This window comes from Sorangium sp. So ce1014 (assembly GCF_051521505.1).
Classification (GTDB): Bacteria; Myxococcota_A; Polyangia; order Polyangiales; family Polyangiaceae; genus Sorangium.
Genome location: NZ_CP150356.1, coordinates 11911436 through 11930436, shown reverse-complemented (window position 1 = coordinate 11930436; position 19001 = coordinate 11911436). Strand labels below are relative to the sequence as shown.

Here is a 19001-nt window from a genome sequence, read left to right as displayed (position 1 = left end):
CCCAGCGCGCGCCGCTCCACCGGGCTCAGTCGTGCGACGACCTCGGAGCGCTGTTGAAGCAGGACGCGCTCGCCAAGATGAACGCCCAGATCGACGCCATGATCGCGAGCTATGCCGTGTATGGCGACATCCGCGGCGGCGGCGGCGTCGACCTGGGCGGCGATGTCGCGGTGCCCGGGGGGGGCGAGGCGCCCACCGACGCGCCTTCCCCGACGCCGCCCCAGGCCGACAGCGGGACCAACAGCGGCGAGGGCGCGGCGGCGGACGGCGACAGCGCCGGGCCGGCCCACTCCGATACGAACACCCAGGTCGCCGGCGTCGATGAGGCGGATATCGTCAAGACCGACGGCAACAACCTCTACATCCTCCACGGCGAGAGCTTCTACACGCTGGCCGCGTGGCCGGCGTCGTCGCTCGCGGTGGGCAGCTCGCTGGCGATCGAGGGCAGCCCGCTCGAGATGTTCGTGGCGGACGACCAGGTCGTCGTCTACTCGTCGGTCAACGGGGCACCGATCTACGAGGCAGCAGGCGTCGAGCCGCGGCCGGGGTACTACGACTACCGGCTCATCGACATCGGCATGGCCGGCGTGCCCGGAAACGCCGGTGCGCCGGACCGCGGGCCGGGAGACGACGATGCGCCGGTCCCCCCCGAGGGCGGCGGCTCGATGCCGTCTCCGGGGAACGCCGAGCCGCCGGACGGCGCCGACATGCCGGCGCCCCCGCCGCCGGACGGCGACGACAAGCCGGCTCCCCCGCCGCCGGACGGCGACGAGACACCGACCGAGCCCGTACCGCCGGACGGCGGCGCGAGCCCCGATGACCCGGCGACCGACTTTGCCCCGCCGCCCGACGTCTACGCCCCGCTCACCAAGCTCACCGTCCTGAGCCTCGCGAGCGGCGCCCCCAGCGTGGTCAAGGAGCTCTACTTCGAGGGCGGCTACGCCTCGGCGCGGCGCACGGCCGCGAACGTCCGCACGGTGCTCACCGGCGGCGCCCACGGGCCCGCGCTCAACTACTGGCCCTCCAACCTGACCGTCTATCCCGAGACCGCCGAGGCGTGGACCGCGGCGTTCGAGCAGCTCCGCGCCGAGAACACGACGCTCATCGAGGAGGCTCCGCTGTCGGCGTGGCTGCCGTACCGCTTCGAGAAGCAGGGGGAGACGGTCACCGAGCTCGGCGCGAGCTGCGCGGACTTCTACATCCCGGAGGCGGGCACGACGTCGTACGGCCTGACGCAGATCGAGTCGATCGACCTCGCCGACCTCGACGAGGCGCCGGAGTCGACCTCGATCATCGGCGCGACCGACACCGTGTATTCGAGCCACGACGCCCTCTATGTCGCCGCGCGCGGCTGGCAGGAGCCGACGTCGCAGGAAGTCGACGAGGGCGTGAGCCTGGACTCCACGCACCTGCACAAGTTCGATCTGGTCGCCGACCCGAGCCAGCCCCGGTACGTCGCGTCGGGCTCGGTGCCCGGCCACATCCTCAACCAGTTCTCGCTCGATGAGCACAACGGCAAGCTCCGCATCTCCACGACCGCGATCCTGCGGTCGGCGACCGAGTGGACGACCAGCAACAGCGTGTTCGTCCTCGAGGCGCAAGGGACCGAGCTCGCGCGCATCGGCGCCGTCACCGACCTGGCCCCCGGCGAGCAGATCCGCTCGACGAGGTTCTTCGGGGACCGCGGCTATGTCGTGACGTTCCTCCAGGTGGACCCGCTGTTCGTGCTCGATCTCTCCGACCCGGAAGCGCCCTCGGTCGCGGGCGAGCTCAAGATCCCCGGCTTCAGCGAGTACATGCACCCGCTCGGCGACGGGCACCTCCTGGCGATCGGCAGGGATGGAGACGAGAACGGCGTGGTGACCGGCCTGGCGCTGCAGATCTTCGACGTCACGGACCCGTCGGCGCCGGCGCTCCTGCACAAGGAGACGCTCGATGGGGATTACGCGTATTCGGAGGCCGAGTACAACCACAAGGCGTTCACGTACTACGGCGAGCGCGACGTGCTCGCCTTCCCGGTCGTGAGCTACGATCGGGAGACCGGCGCCGTCGCGAGCACGCTGGAGCTCTTCAACGTCGATATCGCCGACGGGTTCAGCCACCTCGGCGCGGTCGACCACAGCGGCTTCTTCAGCGCGACGTCGGGGTGCTACTACGGCGGCGCCGAGGTGCGGCGCGGCGTGTTCATCGAGGACCACGTCTACTCGATCTCCTTCGGCGGCGTGATCGCGAACGCGCTCGACGACCTCGCGACGCCGGTGGCGTCGCTGCCCCTGCCTGCCCCGGCCTCGTGGGGGTCCGCCTGCGGCGGCGGCGACGTGGGCGAGCCCACGCCGGCCGAGCCCGCGCCGGCTCCCCCCGCCAAGGAGTAGCGCCGGGCGGCAGAACGCAGGCCGCGGCGCCCCGCCTGTCGAGCGGGGCGCCGCGGCGGTCAGGCCCCCGGCCGCGCCGGCCGGGGCGCCTCCCACGGGTGATCCGGGTAGAACTCCCTCATCAGCCGCGCGGTGTACGCGACGAGGTTCGCGAAGCCCTCGGCCCGGCGACGCAGCGGCGAGTCGAAGAACGGCGTGAGAATGCCGGCCAGCACCGCGAAGGCGGTCGCGTCGACGCCCGCAGGGCGCCCGCCGAAGAGGTACGGCCTGTCCCCGAGCAGCACCGAGAGCGCGGTCAGGGAGCGCGCGCCGAGCTCGACGATCTCCTCGTCCGAGTGCCGTGCGACGCCCAACGCGCGGTACGTCTCGCGGACGCGCGCGAGGAGGTCCTCGCGCAGCTTCGGGCGCAACTCCTCCGGCGCGCCGTCGACGAAGTGCGCCGGGCCCTTCGCGAAGTTCTCCGGGATGAGCCAGCGCGCGTACCCCGAGGTCGCGGCGAAATGGTTCTCGAGCATGCGCTCGATCGCCCACGCCTCGGCGCGCTGCCGCGGGTCGAGGCCGGCGTCGAGATCCTTGCCGTGCTTGCGCTCGAGGTGCTCGCGGATGAAGTGCGAGTCGGCGATGCGCGCGCCGCCGTCGTCGATGAAGGGGACCTGCCCCTTCGGCGACTGATCGAGCCGCGCTGGCTCCTTCCTGTAAGGCAGGCCGAGGAGCTTGAGCTGGACCTCGGTCTTTGTCACGTAGGGGCTGGCCTCCGGCAAGCCGAACAGGGGGCCGAAACCGTGCAGGGTGATCATGCGCAATCTCCGAGAGCTTGGGTCCGTCGTGGACCTCGCTTGATGTAACCCTGCCCTGCTGACAACCTTGTGTCAGCATCCTCGTGCGACGCGCCGATCGACTGTTCCAGATCCTTCAGATCCTGCGCCGGCAGCGGTCGCCGGTCACCGCGGCGGCGCTCGCCGAGGAGCTCGAGACGTCGAAGCGCACGGTGTACCGCGACGTGGCGGATCTCCTCGCTCAGCGCGTGCCGATCCGGGGCGAGGCGGGCACCGGCTACGTGCTCGAGCGCGGCTTCGACATGCCGCCGCTGATGCTGACGCCCGACGAGATCGAGGTCGCGGTCCTCGGCGCGCAGTGGGTCGCCCACCGCGGGGACGCCGCCCTGCAGAGGGCAGCGCAGGACCTCATCGCGAAGATCGCCGCGACGGTCCCCGAGCGGCTGCGCCCGTTCGTGCTCGAGCCGGCGACGGGCGCGCCCCCCGCGTGGAACCAGGCCCCCGACGCGCTCGATCTGGCCGAGGTGCGCGCGTCGATCCGCGCCGGCACGAAGATCGCGCTTTGTTACCGTGACGAGGCGGGGCGCGAGAGCGAGCGCGTCGTGTGGCCCGTCGTGGTGGGGTATCGCGAGTCGACGCGCATTCTCATGGCGTGGTGCGAGCTCCGCCAGGACTTCCGCTCCTTCCGCACGGACCGCGTGGTCGGCGCCACGTTCCTGAAGGAGCGCTATGGCGAGAAGCCGAGCGCCCTGCGCGCCCGGTGGCGCGCGACCCTGCCGAGGCGCGGCGAGCCGCCGAAGGGCGTCCGCGCGCCCTCGAGCAGGGGGTGATCCCGGCCCGGGCTCACGTCACCTCGTCGTCCGGGCTCCCGGAGGGCGCGTCCGGCGCGGCGCCCGCGCCGCCGTCCGGCGCCTCCGCCGGCCGTGTCCTCTGCTCCACGAGAAAGAGGGCCACCTCCACCGTGACCCCCACGGCGCGGTTGACGAGGCGGATCGCCCCGTGGACGCCGGACACCGTCGTATCGTGAATGAGGCGGATCCCCCTCACGGGCGCCTGGATCGGGGGAATCTGCTCCAGCAGGTCGAAGGGCAGCTTCGCCGCGTGCTTCTGCAGGCGCTCCACGCTCCGGGAGCCGTGGTCAACGGCGTCCTGCACGAGGTCCTTCAAGCCGCGCCACCGCTCCATCACACCGCCTCCTCGCACCACGCGCGGATCTGCGCGTAGACGTCCGGGTCGTGGGCCAGGCGCAGGTGTCCGAGCGACGGCATGATCCGCGCGTGCTCTTGAGGGAAGGGCGAGCACCGGTCGTCGGCGACCGCCCGGCCCGTGGCGCTCCGCAGCGAGACCATCGCGTCGCCGAACAGGAGAGAGAGCCTCGGGTCGGCCGTGAGCGCGCCGGCGATGAGATGATGGCGAATGTGGGGGAGCAGGGGCACCGGATGGCGGCGATTCTGGAGCAGGGCGTTCGCGTCTGCGCCCTCCCAGTCCTCGCGGCGGAGGTTGGCATAAGCCAGGTCCTTCATCCCGCCGCTGCGGAGGTTGACGATGTCGGCGATGAGCTTCGTGTACGGGTTGTCGATGCTCGCGAGCGCCCACGTGACCACGTTGCCAAAGCGCTCCAGCGGGGCGCCGAGGTGCGGTGTGCCGAGATAAAAGGCGCGCTTGACGAGGGGCAGCCACCTTCGATTTTTGTCGCTCGCCGCGTGCGCGGCGCTGCGCGCGATGAGGCCGCCCATGCTGTGGCCGATGAGGACCAGCTCCTCCACGGGAGCAGGAGGAGCGCAGACGAGCTGCTCGAGGAGGACATCCAGGGCTTCGCCGTTCTCGGAGACGCGGAGACCGCTGTTGTACCGCACGTAAAACGGCGTGTACCCGAGGTCGCGCGCAAGGAGCGATCCGTACGTCTCGCCGTCCGGCATCGTCCAGAGCTCCTCGGTGCTCATCAGCCCGTGCACGAGCACGACGACGCGCGACGTGGCCTGGGCAGAGGCGCCCGCGGGAAATGCCCTGGCGAGCGACACGGGGTGTCCGTCGCGGACGAGCTGCATCGCGGTCGCGAGGCCGTTGCTGGTCCGCTTCAGGTAGTCGCCGAGGACCCCGTTGAGCACCCCGACGACCCGCTCCAGGTGGTTTCCCATGCGACGATCCGGCCGCATCCTGGCACGGATGGGCGGCGGGTGCGACGCCGGGCGGCCGCCGCGCCGGACGGTGGTCCTCACCACAGAGCTCCGCGATTCGAGCTCATCAGGGGCGGGGCGCGCCGGTTGGATTGCTTGACAGGGGACGGACCGATCGCGCCTGCTGGCGTGGACCCTCGCCGTGCTCTGTCCGGTGGGGTGTAGGTCGAACACGCATGAGCACCGGTCTGGACCTCTTCGCAGCGCTGCATCGCATCGTACAGGACGCCACCGACAGCCTGCCTGGAGCGCGGCGCGGCAGCCTGCTGCTCCGAGAGGGAGATCGCCTTGTGGTTCGGGCCGCCGTGGGCCTCGAGAGCCTGCTGCCAGGGCCGCTGCCGATCCCGTCGGACGCGGGGCCGGCCAGCGCGGTCTCGCAGCTCGACCCCGACGGCGGCGCTCGCGTGGTCGGGGCGGCCGCGTGGTACCGAGAGCACCTGCCGGGCGCGGTGGCGGTCGATGACCTGCCCGCGGGCGCGGTCGTGGTCCTCACGCCGGTGTGCCTGCGCGGACGGCCGATCGGCGTGCTCGCCCTCGAGCCGCCGGACGCCGAGCCTCTGCCGGACGAGCGCCGGGCCCGGCTGCTGGGCCTGGCCGGCAGCGCGGCCGCGGCGCTGGAGCGGCGCGAGCTGTTCGATGACAAGGCGCGGTCGGCCCACGAGAACCGCGTGCTCGAGGAGGTGCTGAACGCGGTGGCCGCCCAGGCCAGCCCGCATGAGCTCGTGGAGATCATCTCGAACGGGATCAAGAGCGTGCAGCTGCGGCCGCAATGGAGCGCCGTGGAGCTCGTCCTGCTGGACGACACAGCCGGCGGGGGCTCGTCCGCGAGCGACCCGGGAGCGTCGCGTGAGCTCCGCATCTACCGGGTGCCACGGCGCGCGCCGGTGGCCTACTGGAACAACCTGCGGGAGGGCGCGCTCGTCGCGGGGCGCACCCTCGGCGCCAGCGTGACCTACCGATGCGGCGACGCGACCGGCGAGGCGAGCCAGAGCGCGCTCATCGACGAGGGCGTGCGCCGCGGCGTGCACGGCATCGTCGTGGCGCCGAGCGATGCCGCGGACCTCGAGCCGGCGATCCGGCGGGCCGCGGAGGCGGGGATTCCGGTGATCACGTTCGATGCGCCGCCGGTGGAAGGCAGCAGGGCTCTGGCCTACGTCGGCACCGACAACGTGGCGGCGGGCCGGCTCGCCGGCGAGGTGATGGCGCGGCTCCTGCCGGACGGCGGGATCGTCGGTGCGCAGCTGGCCTCGCTTCGCGCCATGAACGGTCGCGATCGCGTCGCGGGGTTCGGCGCGGCGGCCGCCGGGAAGGCCATCGCGATGCGACCTCCCCTGGAGAATCGGTACGACACCTCCGTGGCGCTGCAGCTCGCCCTGGACGCCTTGCGGGAAGGAGGGCTGTCCGGCGCCTTCGGCGCCTGCGCCGAGAACGGCCCGGCCTGGGGCATGGCCGCGCGGGCCCTCGGCCGGGCGGGAGATCTCAAGATCGTCGCGTTCGATCTCATCCCGGAGACGATCGCGATGCTCAGGGAGGGGACCCTCCATGCGGCCGTGGTCCAGCGAGAGCACGACATGGGCTATCGCGCCGTCCAGCTGCTCCACGAGATGAGCTCGAGGGGGGTCGAGGCGACGCTGGCCGAGCTCCCCGCGCCGAGGCAGGCCGAGGATCGGTGTTCTCCGCGGTTCATCGACACCGGTGTGGATCTCGTGACCCTCGAGTCCACGCCCTGGTCTCGCTCCTTGTCGGATCACCTGACCCTGGAGACGAGCCGCCGGTCCGCGAGCCGGAGGCGCGGGGTCGCGGCGGTGGACCGCTCGATCGAGCTCCTCGTGATCAGCTTGAACGCCGACGAAGAGGGCTTCGTCGAGGAGCGCGCCCGCCTCGACCGGGAGTCCCTGGTCGGCCAGGTGCTGAGCAGCGGCCGGCCGGTCGTGATCGACACGCTGGCGAGCGAGCACGACCGCTGGCCCGATGCCGTCGAGGCGCGCCGGAAGGGCAGCCTCACGCGGGCCGGCGTCCCGCTGCTCGCCCGGGGGGTCGCGTTCGGCGTCCTCGTCCTCGACAGCGAGCGCCGCGCGGCGTGCTCGCCCGAGGAGCTCGGGCTGATCGAGCGCATCGCCGACACCCTGGCGGTGGCGCTCGAGAACATGCAGCTCCTCCGGCGCGTCACCGAGCGGACCCAGGAGCTCGAGCAGGCGAACCGGCACCAGGCGTCGCTGCTCAGCACGATCCATGAGCTCTCCAGCCCGGTCGTCCCGATCGCGCCCCAGCTCCTTGTGATGCCCCTCGTCGGGGCGATGGACCGCCAGCGTTCGGGCCGCTTTCTCGAGTCGATGCTGCAGGAGATCGCCGAGCGCCGCGCGCGTGTGGTGCTGATCGACGTCACGGGGATGGCGGCCGTGGACGCCGCGGCGGCGGATCACCTCATGACGGCGGCGCGGGCAGCGAGGCTGCTCGGGGCCGAGGTCGTGCTCGTCGGCATCGCGCCGGCGGCCGCGCGGCTGATGGTGGAGCAGGGGCTGGACCTCGGGAACGTCGTCACCCGCTCGACCCTCGAGCTCGGGTTCGCCTACGCGCTGTCGAAGACGGGCGGCCGGATCGTCTACAGCCGCTCGTCGAGCGCCCGGCCGCCCTGAGCCGCGCCGTGCGCGCGTGCTCGCCCTCGCGACGGGCCGACGGCGGGCCTGCCGCGCTCCCCCCTTCAGCCGGCGTCGAGCTCGAAGGCGCCCTCGTAGATGGCATCGACCGGGAGGGTGGCGCCGTTCGCGAGCGTGATCGCGCCCCCCGCCTCGATCACGCGGTAGCGCCAGGACCCGTCGGCCTCGCGCCGGAAGTGCTCGACGCGTACCGAGATCTGCGAGACGAGCAGGTAGTCCGTGAGGGACGGGATGCGCTGATAGGCTGCCCACTTCTCACCGCGGTCGTACGCCTCGGTGCTGGGCGACAGGACCTCGACCACGACGCTCGGATTCGCGAGCACGTCGCTGGTGCCGGGTTCCATCCGTACACCGCCGCACGCAACGACGGAATCCGCATAGACGTAGCGCTCCCCCTGCTTCGCCGAGATCCGCTGGTCCGGTGACAGGACATGGCACGGCTTGCCGCGCACGGCCGCGCGGAGCTCGGCGCCCACAGCGTTCGAGAGGACGTTGTGCCGCGGGCTGCCGCCCGCCCTCGCGAAGACCTCGCCGAGGTGATACTCGTGCTTCGCGCCCTGCTCGCGCTCCCACTCGAGATACTCGGCAGCGCTCATGCGCCGGGTGGTGGCGGCGTCGCCCATGCGCGCGAACATGACGTAACCGCAGGGCCAGAGCCAGGCTCGGCGGTCCGGTCTGCGGCCGGCCGCCCGGGAGGAGCGGACCGGCGCGTCAGGAGCCGAAGCGGCGCGCGTTGCGGAGGCGGGCCTTTGCGGCCTCGACTTCCTTGTTCCTGGGCGGCGCCGTGGTCTCCAGCGACTCGACGAGCCGGCGCGTGACAGCGGTGATGTCGTCGACGGCTTGCTCGAAACAGGCGACGTTCTTGCCGGTCGGGCTGCGGGTCCCGCTCACCTTGCGCACGTACTGCAGGGCTGCCGCCCGGATCTCTTCCTCCGTCGCAGGCGGCTCGAAGTTGAACAGAGGACGGATGTTTCGACACATGCCGCGAGCCTACCGCTGAACGCGGCGCGCCGCCAAAACCGGCGCGGCGCTCCTGTCCAGCGCTGTGGCGCCGCGCTCCGCGCGACGCGCGTCATCGCGGATCCAGCTGCTCCAGCTCGCGCACGCGCGCCTCGAGCTCGAGCACCCGCGCCTCGGCGGCTTCCCGGGCGCGCGCGTCGGTCGCCGCGGCTTCTTCCTGGGTGGGCACGAGCTCACCCTTGCCGCCCGGACGCGCGAGCCGGAGCCGCGCCTCGGCCCCGCTGCCGACGACGCAGAGCGAGCTGTCGAGCGCGGGGCTCCACGCGGGGCCGGCGCCCGCGTAGACGCGGACGTACGCGCCGTCGGGGTCGCGCCGGTAGGCCTGGAGCGCCACCCTGCCGGCGGGCGGCCGCTGCGCGGCGGCCTGCGGATCGAAGATCGCGAGCTCGGGACAGCCGAGCTGGCAGTACTTGAGCGGGATATCCTCGTAGGCCTTCTGCCAGTCGCTCGTCACGATCTCGAGCGCGAAGCGCGGCGGCCGGTGGCCGGGCAGCCAGGTCTGCCATTGCTTGGGCAGCGGCGGCGCGGGCCGGTGATCGAGGAGGTAGACGTCCGGCGAGACGCGCACGAGCGGCTCCTCGCGCACCCAGGCGAAGAACCGCTCCGAGCCGGCGTGGTGGTCGGTCCAGCCGCGCTCGCGCGCGAGCTGCGCGATCGAGGACAGGAGCAGGCGGGAGATCTCGTCGTGCTCGCCCCACGCGCCGATGCCGTCCGAGTCGTCGAGGTACCAGTCCGACCAGTCGACGGTGGCGCGGAGCTCCTCGGGCTCCGGGTCGCGGACGACGAGCGCGCGCGGCAGGCGCGTCGCGTGGGGGTGGGCTCCGGTGCGGACAGGCGGCACGAGCTTCCAAGGTAGCACCCCCGGCGCGGCGGCGGGAGGCGGGCGGGCGTCGCCGGCGGTATCGGCCGGCGCATCGCTGGCGCAGGCAGGCGCGGCCGGGCGCGGGCGCGCAGGCAGGCGGCGCGCAGGCGGCGCATCGCATCGCCTGCGCGTCCGGGGCTCCCGGTACGGCGCGCCGGCGCCATGTCGGCGGCATGCGTTTCGAGGGGGTCCTCTTCGACGTGGACGGGGTGGTCGTCGACTCGCCGCACGAGCGCGCCTGGTGCGAGGCGCTGGAGGCGCTGATGGCGACCGAGTGGCGCGCGATCGCGCCCGAGACGCGCTACGCGCCCGAGCGGTTCACGACGGCCGTCTACCAGGGCGAGGTCGCCGGCAAGGCGCGCGAGAGCGGCGCGCGCGCGGCGCTCGACTACTTCGGCGTGCCCGACGCCGAGGCGCGCGCGCGCGTCTACGCCGAGCGCAAGCAGGCGGCGCTGCTCCGGAAGATCGAAGCGGGGGAGTTCGTCGTCTTCCCTGACGCGACGCGGCTGATCCTGGGGATCAAGGCGCGCGGCGTGCCCATCGCGGCGGCGTCGTCGTCCAGGAACGCGAGCGAGCTCCTCCGGAGGATCCGCGCCGACGCGTCCGCCGAGCAGCAGCGCATCCGCCGCCCACCCGTCGCGCCGGGCGCGACGCTGCTCGACCTGTTCGACGCCGACCTCTGCGGCGCCGCGGTGGCGCACGGAAAGCCGGCGCCGGACCTGTTCCTTGCCGCCGCGGGCGCGCTCGGCGTGCCGCCGGCGCGCTGCCTCGTCGTCGAGGACGCCCCCTCCGGGGTGCAGGCCGCCAAGGCGGCCGGGATGACCGCGCTCGGCGTGGCGCGGCTCGCCGACGACGCGCTGCTGGCCGCCGCGGGGGCGGATCGCGTCGTGACGACGCTCGACGAGGTCGACCCGGACGCGCTTGTCGAGGGGCGGATCGCGGCGCGCGCGGCGTGAGGTGCAGCGCGCCTTGTGAGCCCCGCACGCCTCACAGCGCAGCACGCCCCGGCGCCAGCGCGCGCCCGCCTCAGCCGCCTTGCTTGCGCACGATGGCGAGGCTCCAGATCTCCCCGGCGCTCGTGCCCACCCACAGGGTCGGCGACCCCTTGCCGGCGACCACGAGCACGGCGGGCTCGCCGCGGGCGCCGAGCGTGACGCTCGCCGTCGGCGCGAGCGGCGCGCCGGCGGCGGACTCGATGGCGGCGCCGTCGAACAGCGCGACGCGGCCGTCGGCGAAGCACGCGAACAGGCTGGACTCGAGGACGGCCACGTCGGCGACCGGATCGCCGAAGGCGAGCATCTTCGCCGCGAGCTTGCCGGACGACCGCACGATCGCGCAGACCGCGCCCGCGCCGCGCTTGTACACCGCCGTCAGCTTCGGGCCGCCGCGCACCCGGTCGAGGTTCTGGGCCGCGCGCGGCAGCGAGGCGCGCAGCGTCGGGCCCGGCTCGGGCGTCGCGCCGGGGTGGACGCGGAGCTCGCCCCCCTCCCCGGCGACGTCCATCACCGCGTGCGTCTCGGTCTCGGTCAGGTCGAACGCCCGCGCCGAGCCGCGCACCGCGAACGTGCGGCCGTTCACCTCGGTCCGGTCGAGCTTCAGCTCCGTCGCGCCGCCGTCCCAGCCCAGCGCCAGCGCCGTCTCGCCGGACGGGCGCGTCGCGAGGTGCCGCGCGTCCCGGCCGACCTGATCGAGCTTCGGGCCGTGGGTGATGCCGAGCAGCGCCCAGACCGCGTCGTCGCTCCGCACGACGGCCACGTCCTTCGAGAGCAGCGCCACGTCGTGCGCCGAGGACAGCGACAGGTTCGTCGTCTTCGCGCCGGCGCCGCCGATCGGGCAGACGCCCAGGCGCACGGGATCGGTCGAGACCATCGCGACCAGGCCGGGGCTCGCGAGGAACGCGGCGCCTCGGATCTCCGCGTCGAGGCCGTGCACCTTGCGGGGGGAGCTCAGATTGCTGAAGGGCATGGCCGATGAAGATACCGGTTCTCGCGGGGCGCGTGGCCAGCGTTCTCGCGAGGTCGCCCCGGCGAGCTCCCGGGGCGGATCGCCGCTGCACGGGGGGCGCTGTCGCGCCGGCGGGGGCGCCGCCGTACCCGGAAGTCCGAGCCGCACCCGCGGTCGCCGCCGCACGGGGGTCGCCGCCGCACGCCGGGGCATCCTGCCCTGGCGGCGCGGGCGTCGCGACGTCAGCCCTTGATGAGCGAGCGGACCTCGATGTCGAGGTTCTCGGACTCCGCGACGGCGTCCATCGCCTTGCGGAGCTGGGCGAGCGACACCCCGACGGGGACGTCGACGTGGGCCTCCATCCGGAAGAGCTGCGAGCCGGTGACGGGCGCCTCGTAGGCGGAGGTCTCGAGCGAGACGATGTTGACGCCGGCGCCGTGGAGCGCGCGCGACACGGCGCGGACGATCCCCTCGTGGTCGAGCGCGTCGACGGAGATGACGCAGGGGATCGTCGCCGCGCGCCGGTGCGACTCGGGGCTCTTGGTCCTGCGGCTCTGCACGGTGAGCCCCGTCGCCCGGGTGAGCGTTCCGGTGTCGCGCTCCACCGCCTCGACCGCGCCGGGGGGCCCCGACGCGAGCAGCAGGATGCCGAACTCGCCGCCGAGCACCGCCATGCGGCTGTCCTCCACGTTGGCGCCGCGCTCGGTCAGGTAGTGAGTCACCTCCGCGACGAGGCCCGTCCGGTCAGGGCCGAGGCAGGAGAGGACCAGGAAGGCTTCGGGCTCGGGCGTCGTGGTCATGCGGCGCATCTTAGTCCGATCCGCGCAGCCGGCGCGACCGGCGCAGGCCGCCGCGGGCGCGCGTCCGGGGCGACGAGCGCCCGGGCAGCGCCGTCCGCATCCGCCGGCGAGCTTCCCGGGGAACGACCGGGGCGAGCGGCCGCGCGCCGCGCCCGACGAGGCGCTTGTCTCCGGCGAGACAGTGGGCGAGAGGACGGCCATCCCCATGCTGTACGAACGCGACAACATCCACCGCCTCACGCCTTACACGCCCGGTGAGCAGCCGCAGCGGGCCGACGTGGTCAAGCTGAACACCAACGAGAACCCGTACCCGCCGCCGAGCGCGGTGCTGGAGGCGATCCGGGGCGTCTCGGCCGATCAGCTCCGCCGGTACCCGCCGCCCCGGGCGCAGCAGTTCCGCGAGGCGGCGGCGAGGCTCCACGGCCTGTCGCCCGAGCAGGTGATCGCCACGAACGGCGGCGACGAGCTGCTGCGCATGGCGGTGACGGTGTTCTGCGAGCCCGGCGGTCGCGGCCTCGGCGAGACGTACCCGACCTATTCGCTCTATGACGTGCTCGCGGAGATCCATGGCACGGCGGTCACCCAGGTCCCCCTCGAGGAGGACTGGTCGGTCCCGGAGGATTTCGCGAGCCGCCTGAACGACAGCGGCTGCCGGCTCGCGCTCCTCGTCAACCCGCACGCGCCGTCGGGGCGGCGCGAGCCGCTGGACAAGCTCGAGCGCGTCGCGCGGGCGTTCCGCGGCGTGCTCCTGATCGACGAGGCGTACGTCGACTTCGCGGAGGCCGACGCGACGCCGCTGCTCGACCCGGCGCGGGGGCTCGACAACGTGCTGCTGTTGCGGACGCTGAGCAAAGGGTACTCGCTCGCGGGGCTCCGCTTCGGGTACGGGCTCGGCCACCCGCGGCTCATCGAGACGCTCGACAAGGCGCGCGACAGCTACAACACGGATATCCTCTCGCAGGCCGCGGCGACCGCGGCGCTGTCGGCGCGGGACGAGGCGAGGACGAGCTGGGAGAGGGTGATCGCGGAGCGCGCCCGGCTCACCGCGGCGCTTCGCGCGCAGGGGTTCACGGTGGCGCCGAGCGAGAGCAACTTCGTCCTGGCGACGCCGCCGGCAGGGGGGCTGTCGGCGCAGGCGACGTACCGCGCGCTGTACGACCGGGCGATCTTCGTGCGGTACTGGGACGCGCCGCGCCTCCACGACAAGCTGCGGATCACGGTGGGCACGCCGGAGCAGAACGACGCGCTGCTCGGGGCGATCGCCGAGGTGTCTCGCGCGGCGGCCGGGGTGTAGAGACGGAGAGAGAGCAAAGAGATTTAAAACGCCAAGGCGCCAAGGCGCCAAGGCGCCAAGACGCAAACAAGGTCGCGGGCGCATGGGTGCTGGCAGACGAGCACGCAGCACACCCGATCTGAGACCACGCCCCTCCGGCGGACAGCCCGTCGAACCGCCCTCACGCCGGCAGACCGCGCCTGCTGTCCACTTCGTGCGCAAGTGGTCGATCCATGCGCAGCTCCTCACCTCCGTGCCTCGCGTTCAGGCGGGCCGCTCCGCTGGCCTCGACCGTGCAATGAGCAGCGCGCAACGGACAGCGCGCCCGCGAGGTCGGGTGGTCCAGCTTCATTTCTTCACGAGGAGAGGAGATTGCCTTCATGCGTCACCAGAGCAGCCGGTCATCGTGCCACGTCCTGTCGCGCCTTCTTCGCAGCGGCACTGTACCCTGCCTTTCCCTCGCGCTCGTGCCGGCGTGCGGCGCTGACGCCGTCGATGGCAGCCCGGCCGGCACGCTGACCTCCAACGTGAGCGACGCGGGCTCCACGGGAAGCACCAGCGGCGGCGGCGGCGGCAGCAACGGCGGCGGCGTCAGCAACGGCGGCGGCGGCAGCAACGGCGGCGGCGGCAGCAACGGCGGCAGCAGCAGCAGCGGCGGCGCCGGCACCGGCGCTCCGCCTGGCACCTGCGGGCTGGACGGCGCCACCGTGGAGCGCTCCTATTCGCCCGGGCTGTTCGCCGCGGGCGCGGACCCCTCGAGGGATGCCGAGTGCAGCGGTGTGCTCAACCCCGAGCGCGGCGTCTTCCGTTTCACCGACCTCCGGAGTCTCGGCTCGCTCTCGCACCTTCGGGGCGAGGGCTACACGCTGATCTACGGCAAGGTGCTCATCGACGATTACCGGACGCGGGACATCGACCAGGACCTCGTCGACCAGCTCAACGCGAGCTTCGCCGCAGCGCGCTCGGCGGGGCTGAAGGTGCTCCCCCGCTTCTATTACTCGACGGACATCGGCGTGGCCGACGCGCCGCTCAGCCGCGTGCTGTCCCACATCGACCAGCTCAAGCCCGTGCTCGAGGCGAACGCCGATGTCATCGCCGTGCTGCACCCCGGCTTCGTCGGCGCCTGGGGCGAATGGCACTCCTCGACGAACGACCTCACCAGCCCTGACAGCCGCAAGCAGATCTTCGACGCGCTGCTCGAGGCGTTGCCGAGCGACCGGATGACCCTCGCGCGCCGCCCATCGCACAAGCTCGAGGCGTACGGCGGCCCGCTGACCGAGGAGACGGCGTTCTCCGGAGCGCCGCTCTCGCGCGTCGGCCACCTGAACGACTGCTTCCTCATGGGCGACGACGACGCTGGGACCTACGAGCTCCGCGGCGAGAAGGCGTATGCCATCGCGGACTCCGCGTTCACGCCCGTCGGAGGCGAGACGTGCGGCCCCGCTCCGCCGCGCAGCCAGTGTGGCTCGGCGCTCGACGAGCTCTCCCTGCATCACTGGAGCTTCATCAACACGGACTACCACACCGACGTGATCGATGGCTGGAGGTCCGAGGGCTGCTTCGAGACGATCGCCTGCCGCCTCGGCTACCGCTTCGTGGTGATGGGGCACGAGTCCCCGGAGCAGGTCGCGCGCGGGCAGTCGCTGTCCCTCCGGCTGCGCCTGTTCAACGACGGGTATGCCCGGGCCTACACTCCGCGCCCGGTCTACCTCGTGCTCCAGCAGGGCGAAGCGCGGCGCGTCGTCCAGGTCGACGCCGACCCGCGCCGCTGGGCGCCGGGCGAGGAGACGGAGCTCTGCCTCGGGGCGCAGATCCCGGTCGATCTCCCCCCGGGCGACCACCAGCTCGGCCTGTGGCTCCCGGACGGATCCGAGCGCCTGCGCGGCGACCCGCGCTACGCGATCCAGCTCTCGAGCGGCGCGACGTGGGACGGCGAAAGCGGCGTCAACCTGCTCGACGCCACGCTCCGGGTGGTCGAGTGACCCTTCTGCTGTGAGAGGTGGACTCCTCGATTCGAGGGACCACCTGTCGACACCACGCCACGTTCCAGGATCTTGATTTTCATCCTCCCCGGCCGGAGCGCTCCGCGCCATGAGTGCCGGTGTCGGCCGGAGGATCGGGATCGGCACCGGGCCCCACCTCGACGGGATGTACAACCGCGCAAGTGTGTTCACGGTGTCCGCCGCTGCCGCCTTTTTCCCCGGGCCGGTGCTCCGGCGGTCCTCGAGCGGCTGGACCTCGTCGTGCTAGATTATCAAAGGAGGTCCCGGCCATGCGACACCCATTCGAGCTCATTTCAGCAGATCGACGAACACCGATCCTGTGGTCGCTGCTGGGCCTCGCGGTCGCGAGCGGTGCGGCGCTGGCGGTCGCCGACAAGCGCCTGCGGACGAAGGCTGCTCCGTGGGGGATCATCTCGTTCGAGCTGGCGGGGACCAGGGCGCGTGTCCGCAACATCCTCGAGTCCTGGGATGAGGATGCGCGCAACAGCGCTGCGCTCAGCCTGGGAGTCGCCATTGACGAGGGACTGACGTGGCATCTCGCTGAGGGTCTGACGGCTCGTTCGCCGACTTGGGTTCTCGGTGACGCGGGCCCGAACGTTCTCGTGGGAACGTCACCGGAGGGCGTCTCGATCAGCCACGACGCAGGGGCGAGCTGGAAACCGAGCGCCGCCGGGCTCCCGGCGGATGCGGCGGTCGTCGCGCTCGCGGCCGACAAGAACTATGTTCTGGCGGGGGTAGTGACGCAAGACGGCAGGTAGACGAAGGGCACCCCGCAACACCGCCACGGAAGGAGCGCTATCGGTCGTCACGCTGGAGCGTGGGGGCGCCGTGGCCTGATACCGCACGCAGGGGCGCACGCCGGGCGCCGGCGGCGCTCAAGCCGCATCGCCGGCGAGCGACGCCTCCAGCCGGTTGCCGCCTGCGCGGCGCGCGAGCATCTCCAGGACCTTCTCGACGAGCACGCCGCCCGCCTCCGCGGCGGGCAACCCGCCAGCGTGGATGTTGGAGATGACCGTGTACTCGAAGCCGATCACGGGGTTGCCGCTGAAGGAGGCGGCCGCCTCCTGGTCCACGCCGGGCGTGAGGCGGTAGGCGAGGTAGGCCGAGAGGCTGCGCGAGGCGAGCTCGCCGCTGCCCGGCCGCTCGCCGAGCAGCATGACGACAAGCCGGGCCCCGAGCCGCTCGGCGACGGCCTCGGCGAGCTTCACCCGGCCGTGGCGCGCGAGCAGCGGCTGGCCGACGGTCACGCCGCGCGCCCCGAGGCCGTCCAAGAGGACCGGGAGCAGGTCGGGGAGGTTGTGGTGGACGGCCTCGGCGCTCAGGCCGTCGGACACCACGATCTGCACCTCGGCATCCTCCGGCGCGAGCCGGGCGGCGCTCTCCGGGGAAAGGCGCGCGCCCGCGTCGGCGGACCCGAGGTGCTCGCCCTTGCTGGCCGCCGCCGTGGCGACGATCCGGAACGCCGCGACCCGGGTCAGCTCGTCCTCGCGCAGCTCGCTGGCGAGCGCCCCGCGCGCGATGGCCTGGTCAAGGCGCCCCCGGCGGCTCACCGCGTCGGCCGGGCGCGGGCCGGCGGTGGCAAAGCCGTGAGCCGCGGGCGTCGCCGCGAGGAGCTCGGCGAGCTCGGCCTCGTCCGGGCAGAACTGCCGCACGTCGCCGAAGCGCGGCCCGCGGGTGATCGCTCCCGCCTTCTCCTCCCCTTCCCCCTCCCCCGCGCGCGCCAGGATCCCCCGCTCGAGGGCCCACGCCAGAAACTCGCCGCCAGGCGCGCGGCCATGGATCTCGCGCAACGTCTGCACGTCATGCCCGCTCGTGTCGAAATAGGCGAGCATGCGATCGGTATTGAGGCAGACATCCATGTAGTAGTTGGCGCCCGCGGCCGTGAGGAGCTGCGTCGCCATCTGCTGGCCCTCCAGCGTGACGTGGGCGTGAAGGGTGTAACAAGGGGCCATGCCCATGGGCAGGCCGAGGAGCTTGCCCATGAAGTGGTCCTGGAGGTTCGCGAGGATCATCTCGCGATCATCGAGGTGCGTCTCCGGGCCGATGAACCCGGTGACGTTGTTGAGCATGAACGGGTCCCAGCGGCGGGCGAGGCCGTAACAGAGCGCCTCGGCCGTGCCCATGTCGATGCCGTTGTGCTTGCCGTAGGTGAGCTCGCTGCCCTGGCCGGTCTCGAAGTACATGAACTGCTCGGCCTGGCCCGCGAGCGGGCCGCGCGCGGCCATGCGACGGTAACCGTGGTCGACGAGAGCCACGGTGACGTCGAACTCGGCGAGGCAAGCCTCGGTGCCGGCCAGGCTCTGGAAGAGGATCTCCACGGGCGCGCCCTGGTCGAGCGCGGTGAGCTGCACCTTGAGGTGCGACAGGCAGCAGATCTGCGTGGGGACGCCGGTCGCGCGGCGGATGCGGTCGAGGTGGCGGAGGATCGCGGCGGTGATCTCCGCCGTGCCGGCCGCAGGGTTGACGCCGAGCAGCGCGTCGCCGGCGCCGATGGAGAGGCCCCAGTAGAGCAGCAGGGTGATGCCGCGCAGGTCGTCGGTGGGGTGATTCGGCTGCAGGCGCGACGCGAGCGTGCCGGGGGCGCCGAGGAGCGTGCGCGCTCGGGTGGGGCGGCTGATCTTGCGGGCGAGGTAGACAAGCTCGTGCACGTCGCAGAGCTTGGCGAGCGCCGCGGCCATGACCCCGGTCAGGGCGCGGCCGAGGCGCGCCACCTCCGGCCCCGGGACGCGGAGCAGCTCGTCCTTGAGCTCACCGAGGCGCAGCGAGGCGATCCGGGCGAAGGCGTCGCGGTCGAGGTCGTAGTTGACGCGCATCACCGCGTCGATCTCGCCCCGATCGTCGGTGAGCGGGTGGTCGTGGAGGTGCTCCAGCGTCAGCTCGCCGAGCAGCTCCCGGGCGGCCTCCCGCGCCGCCTCGTCGGGCGCCGCGAGGCCGGCCTGGCGGTCGCCCGCCTTGCTGCAGTCGGCGGCGCCGAGGAGCCGCTTCAGGCCGCGGAACGAGGCGTCGTGGCCGGGCAGGCGGGCCGCGTACGCGGCGTCGGGCCGGGGACGGGGGACATCGATCCGATCGAGCGGGGTCAGCTCCTTCACGGCGCGCTCCTCCCTCAAGTCACGGCAA

The 19001-nt window shown here is 72.9% G+C and carries 16 protein-coding genes; 7 read left to right on the top strand and 9 right to left on the bottom strand.

Features of this window, described 5'->3' with window-relative positions:
- The first annotated feature begins 53 nt into the window (after window positions 1-53).
- Complete coding sequence (locus WME75_RS44950) at window positions 54-2372, top strand: beta-propeller domain-containing protein (RefSeq protein WP_437484395.1); 2319 nt, start codon at window positions 54-56, stop codon at window positions 2370-2372.
- A 59-nt stretch (window positions 2373-2431) separates the two neighbouring features.
- Here the strand turns inward: WME75_RS44950 and WME75_RS44945 are convergent, their stop codons facing one another.
- Entirely contained in the window at window positions 2432-3169 is a 738-nt protein-coding gene (locus tag WME75_RS44945; RefSeq protein WP_437484392.1) for a glutathione S-transferase family protein, read from the bottom strand.
- Window positions 3170-3252: 83 nt separating this feature from the next.
- Between WME75_RS44945 and WME75_RS44940 the strand changes: the two genes are divergently transcribed.
- Window positions 3253-3978: a helix-turn-helix transcriptional regulator gene (locus WME75_RS44940; RefSeq protein ID WP_437484389.1), complete on the top strand. Its 726-nt coding sequence runs from the start codon at window positions 3253-3255 to the stop codon at window positions 3976-3978.
- A 13-nt stretch (window positions 3979-3991) separates the two neighbouring features.
- Here WME75_RS44940 and WME75_RS44935 read toward each other — a convergent pair whose 3' ends face one another.
- Together WME75_RS44935 and WME75_RS44930 are read right to left on the bottom strand one after the other, a co-directional pair.
- Entirely contained in the window at window positions 3992-4333 is a 342-nt protein-coding gene (locus WME75_RS44935) for a hypothetical protein (protein WP_437484386.1), read from the bottom strand.
- Window positions 4333-5286 carry an esterase/lipase family protein gene (locus WME75_RS44930; protein ID WP_437484383.1) on the bottom strand — a complete coding sequence of 318 codons (954 nt, stop codon included), beginning with the start codon at window positions 5284-5286 and terminating at the stop codon, window positions 4333-4335. The genes WME75_RS44935 and WME75_RS44930 overlap by 1 nt, the downstream gene beginning before the upstream one ends.
- A gap of 215 nt (window positions 5287-5501) precedes the next feature.
- On the opposite strand from WME75_RS44930, the gene WME75_RS44925 reads away from it, so the two are divergent.
- Entirely contained in the window at window positions 5502-7961 is a 2460-nt protein-coding gene (locus tag WME75_RS44925; protein ID WP_437484380.1) for a substrate-binding domain-containing protein, read from the top strand.
- 65 nt (window positions 7962-8026) lie between these two features.
- On the opposite strand, the gene WME75_RS44920 is transcribed toward WME75_RS44925, so the two are convergent.
- From WME75_RS44920 to WME75_RS44910, 3 genes are all read right to left on the bottom strand, one after another.
- Complete coding sequence (locus tag WME75_RS44920; RefSeq protein ID WP_437484377.1) at window positions 8027-8617, bottom strand: Uma2 family endonuclease; 591 nt, start codon at window positions 8615-8617, stop codon at window positions 8027-8029.
- Window positions 8618-8693: 76 nt separating this feature from the next.
- Complete coding sequence (locus WME75_RS44915) at window positions 8694-8963, bottom strand: DUF2277 domain-containing protein (protein ID WP_437484375.1); 270 nt, start codon at window positions 8961-8963, stop codon at window positions 8694-8696.
- 91 nt (window positions 8964-9054) lie between these two features.
- Window positions 9055-9843, bottom strand: a complete 789-nt coding sequence (locus tag WME75_RS44910; protein WP_437484372.1) for a Uma2 family endonuclease — start codon at window positions 9841-9843, stop codon at window positions 9055-9057.
- A gap of 194 nt (window positions 9844-10037) precedes the next feature.
- Between WME75_RS44910 and WME75_RS44905 the strand changes: the two genes are divergently transcribed.
- The gene (locus WME75_RS44905; protein ID WP_437484369.1) at window positions 10038-10820 is read left to right on the top strand and encodes an HAD family hydrolase; all 783 of its coding nucleotides are present in this window, start codon (window positions 10038-10040) and stop codon (window positions 10818-10820) included.
- A 70-nt stretch (window positions 10821-10890) separates the two neighbouring features.
- Here the strand turns inward: WME75_RS44905 and WME75_RS44900 are convergent, their stop codons facing one another.
- Window positions 10891-11829, bottom strand: a complete 939-nt coding sequence (locus WME75_RS44900) for a hypothetical protein (RefSeq protein WP_437484366.1) — start codon at window positions 11827-11829, stop codon at window positions 10891-10893.
- Between the two features lie 221 nt (window positions 11830-12050).
- Window positions 12051-12608 carry a glycine cleavage system protein R gene (locus WME75_RS44895; RefSeq protein WP_437484363.1) on the bottom strand — a complete coding sequence of 186 codons (558 nt, stop codon included), beginning with the start codon at window positions 12606-12608 and terminating at the stop codon, window positions 12051-12053.
- A gap of 205 nt (window positions 12609-12813) precedes the next feature.
- Here WME75_RS44895 and hisC point away from each other — a divergent pair, with 205 nt between their 5' ends.
- From hisC to WME75_RS44880, 3 genes are all read left to right on the top strand, one after another.
- Entirely contained in the window at window positions 12814-13902 is a 1089-nt protein-coding gene (gene hisC, locus WME75_RS44890; RefSeq protein WP_437484360.1) for a histidinol-phosphate transaminase, read from the top strand.
- A gap of 359 nt (window positions 13903-14261) precedes the next feature.
- Window positions 14262-15863: a DUF4832 domain-containing protein gene (locus tag WME75_RS44885; protein WP_437484357.1), complete on the top strand. Its 1602-nt coding sequence runs from the start codon at window positions 14262-14264 to the stop codon at window positions 15861-15863.
- A 290-nt stretch (window positions 15864-16153) separates the two neighbouring features.
- On the top strand, window positions 16154-16642 hold the full coding sequence (locus tag WME75_RS44880) for a hypothetical protein (protein WP_437484354.1): 489 nt from the start codon (window positions 16154-16156) through the stop codon (window positions 16640-16642).
- Window positions 16643-16759: 117 nt separating this feature from the next.
- Here the strand turns inward: WME75_RS44880 and eutB are convergent, their stop codons facing one another.
- Window positions 16760-18973 carry an ethanolamine ammonia-lyase subunit EutB gene (gene eutB, locus WME75_RS44875; protein WP_437484351.1) on the bottom strand — a complete coding sequence of 738 codons (2214 nt, stop codon included), beginning with the start codon at window positions 18971-18973 and terminating at the stop codon, window positions 16760-16762.
- Window positions 18974-19001: the final 28 nt, after the last annotated feature.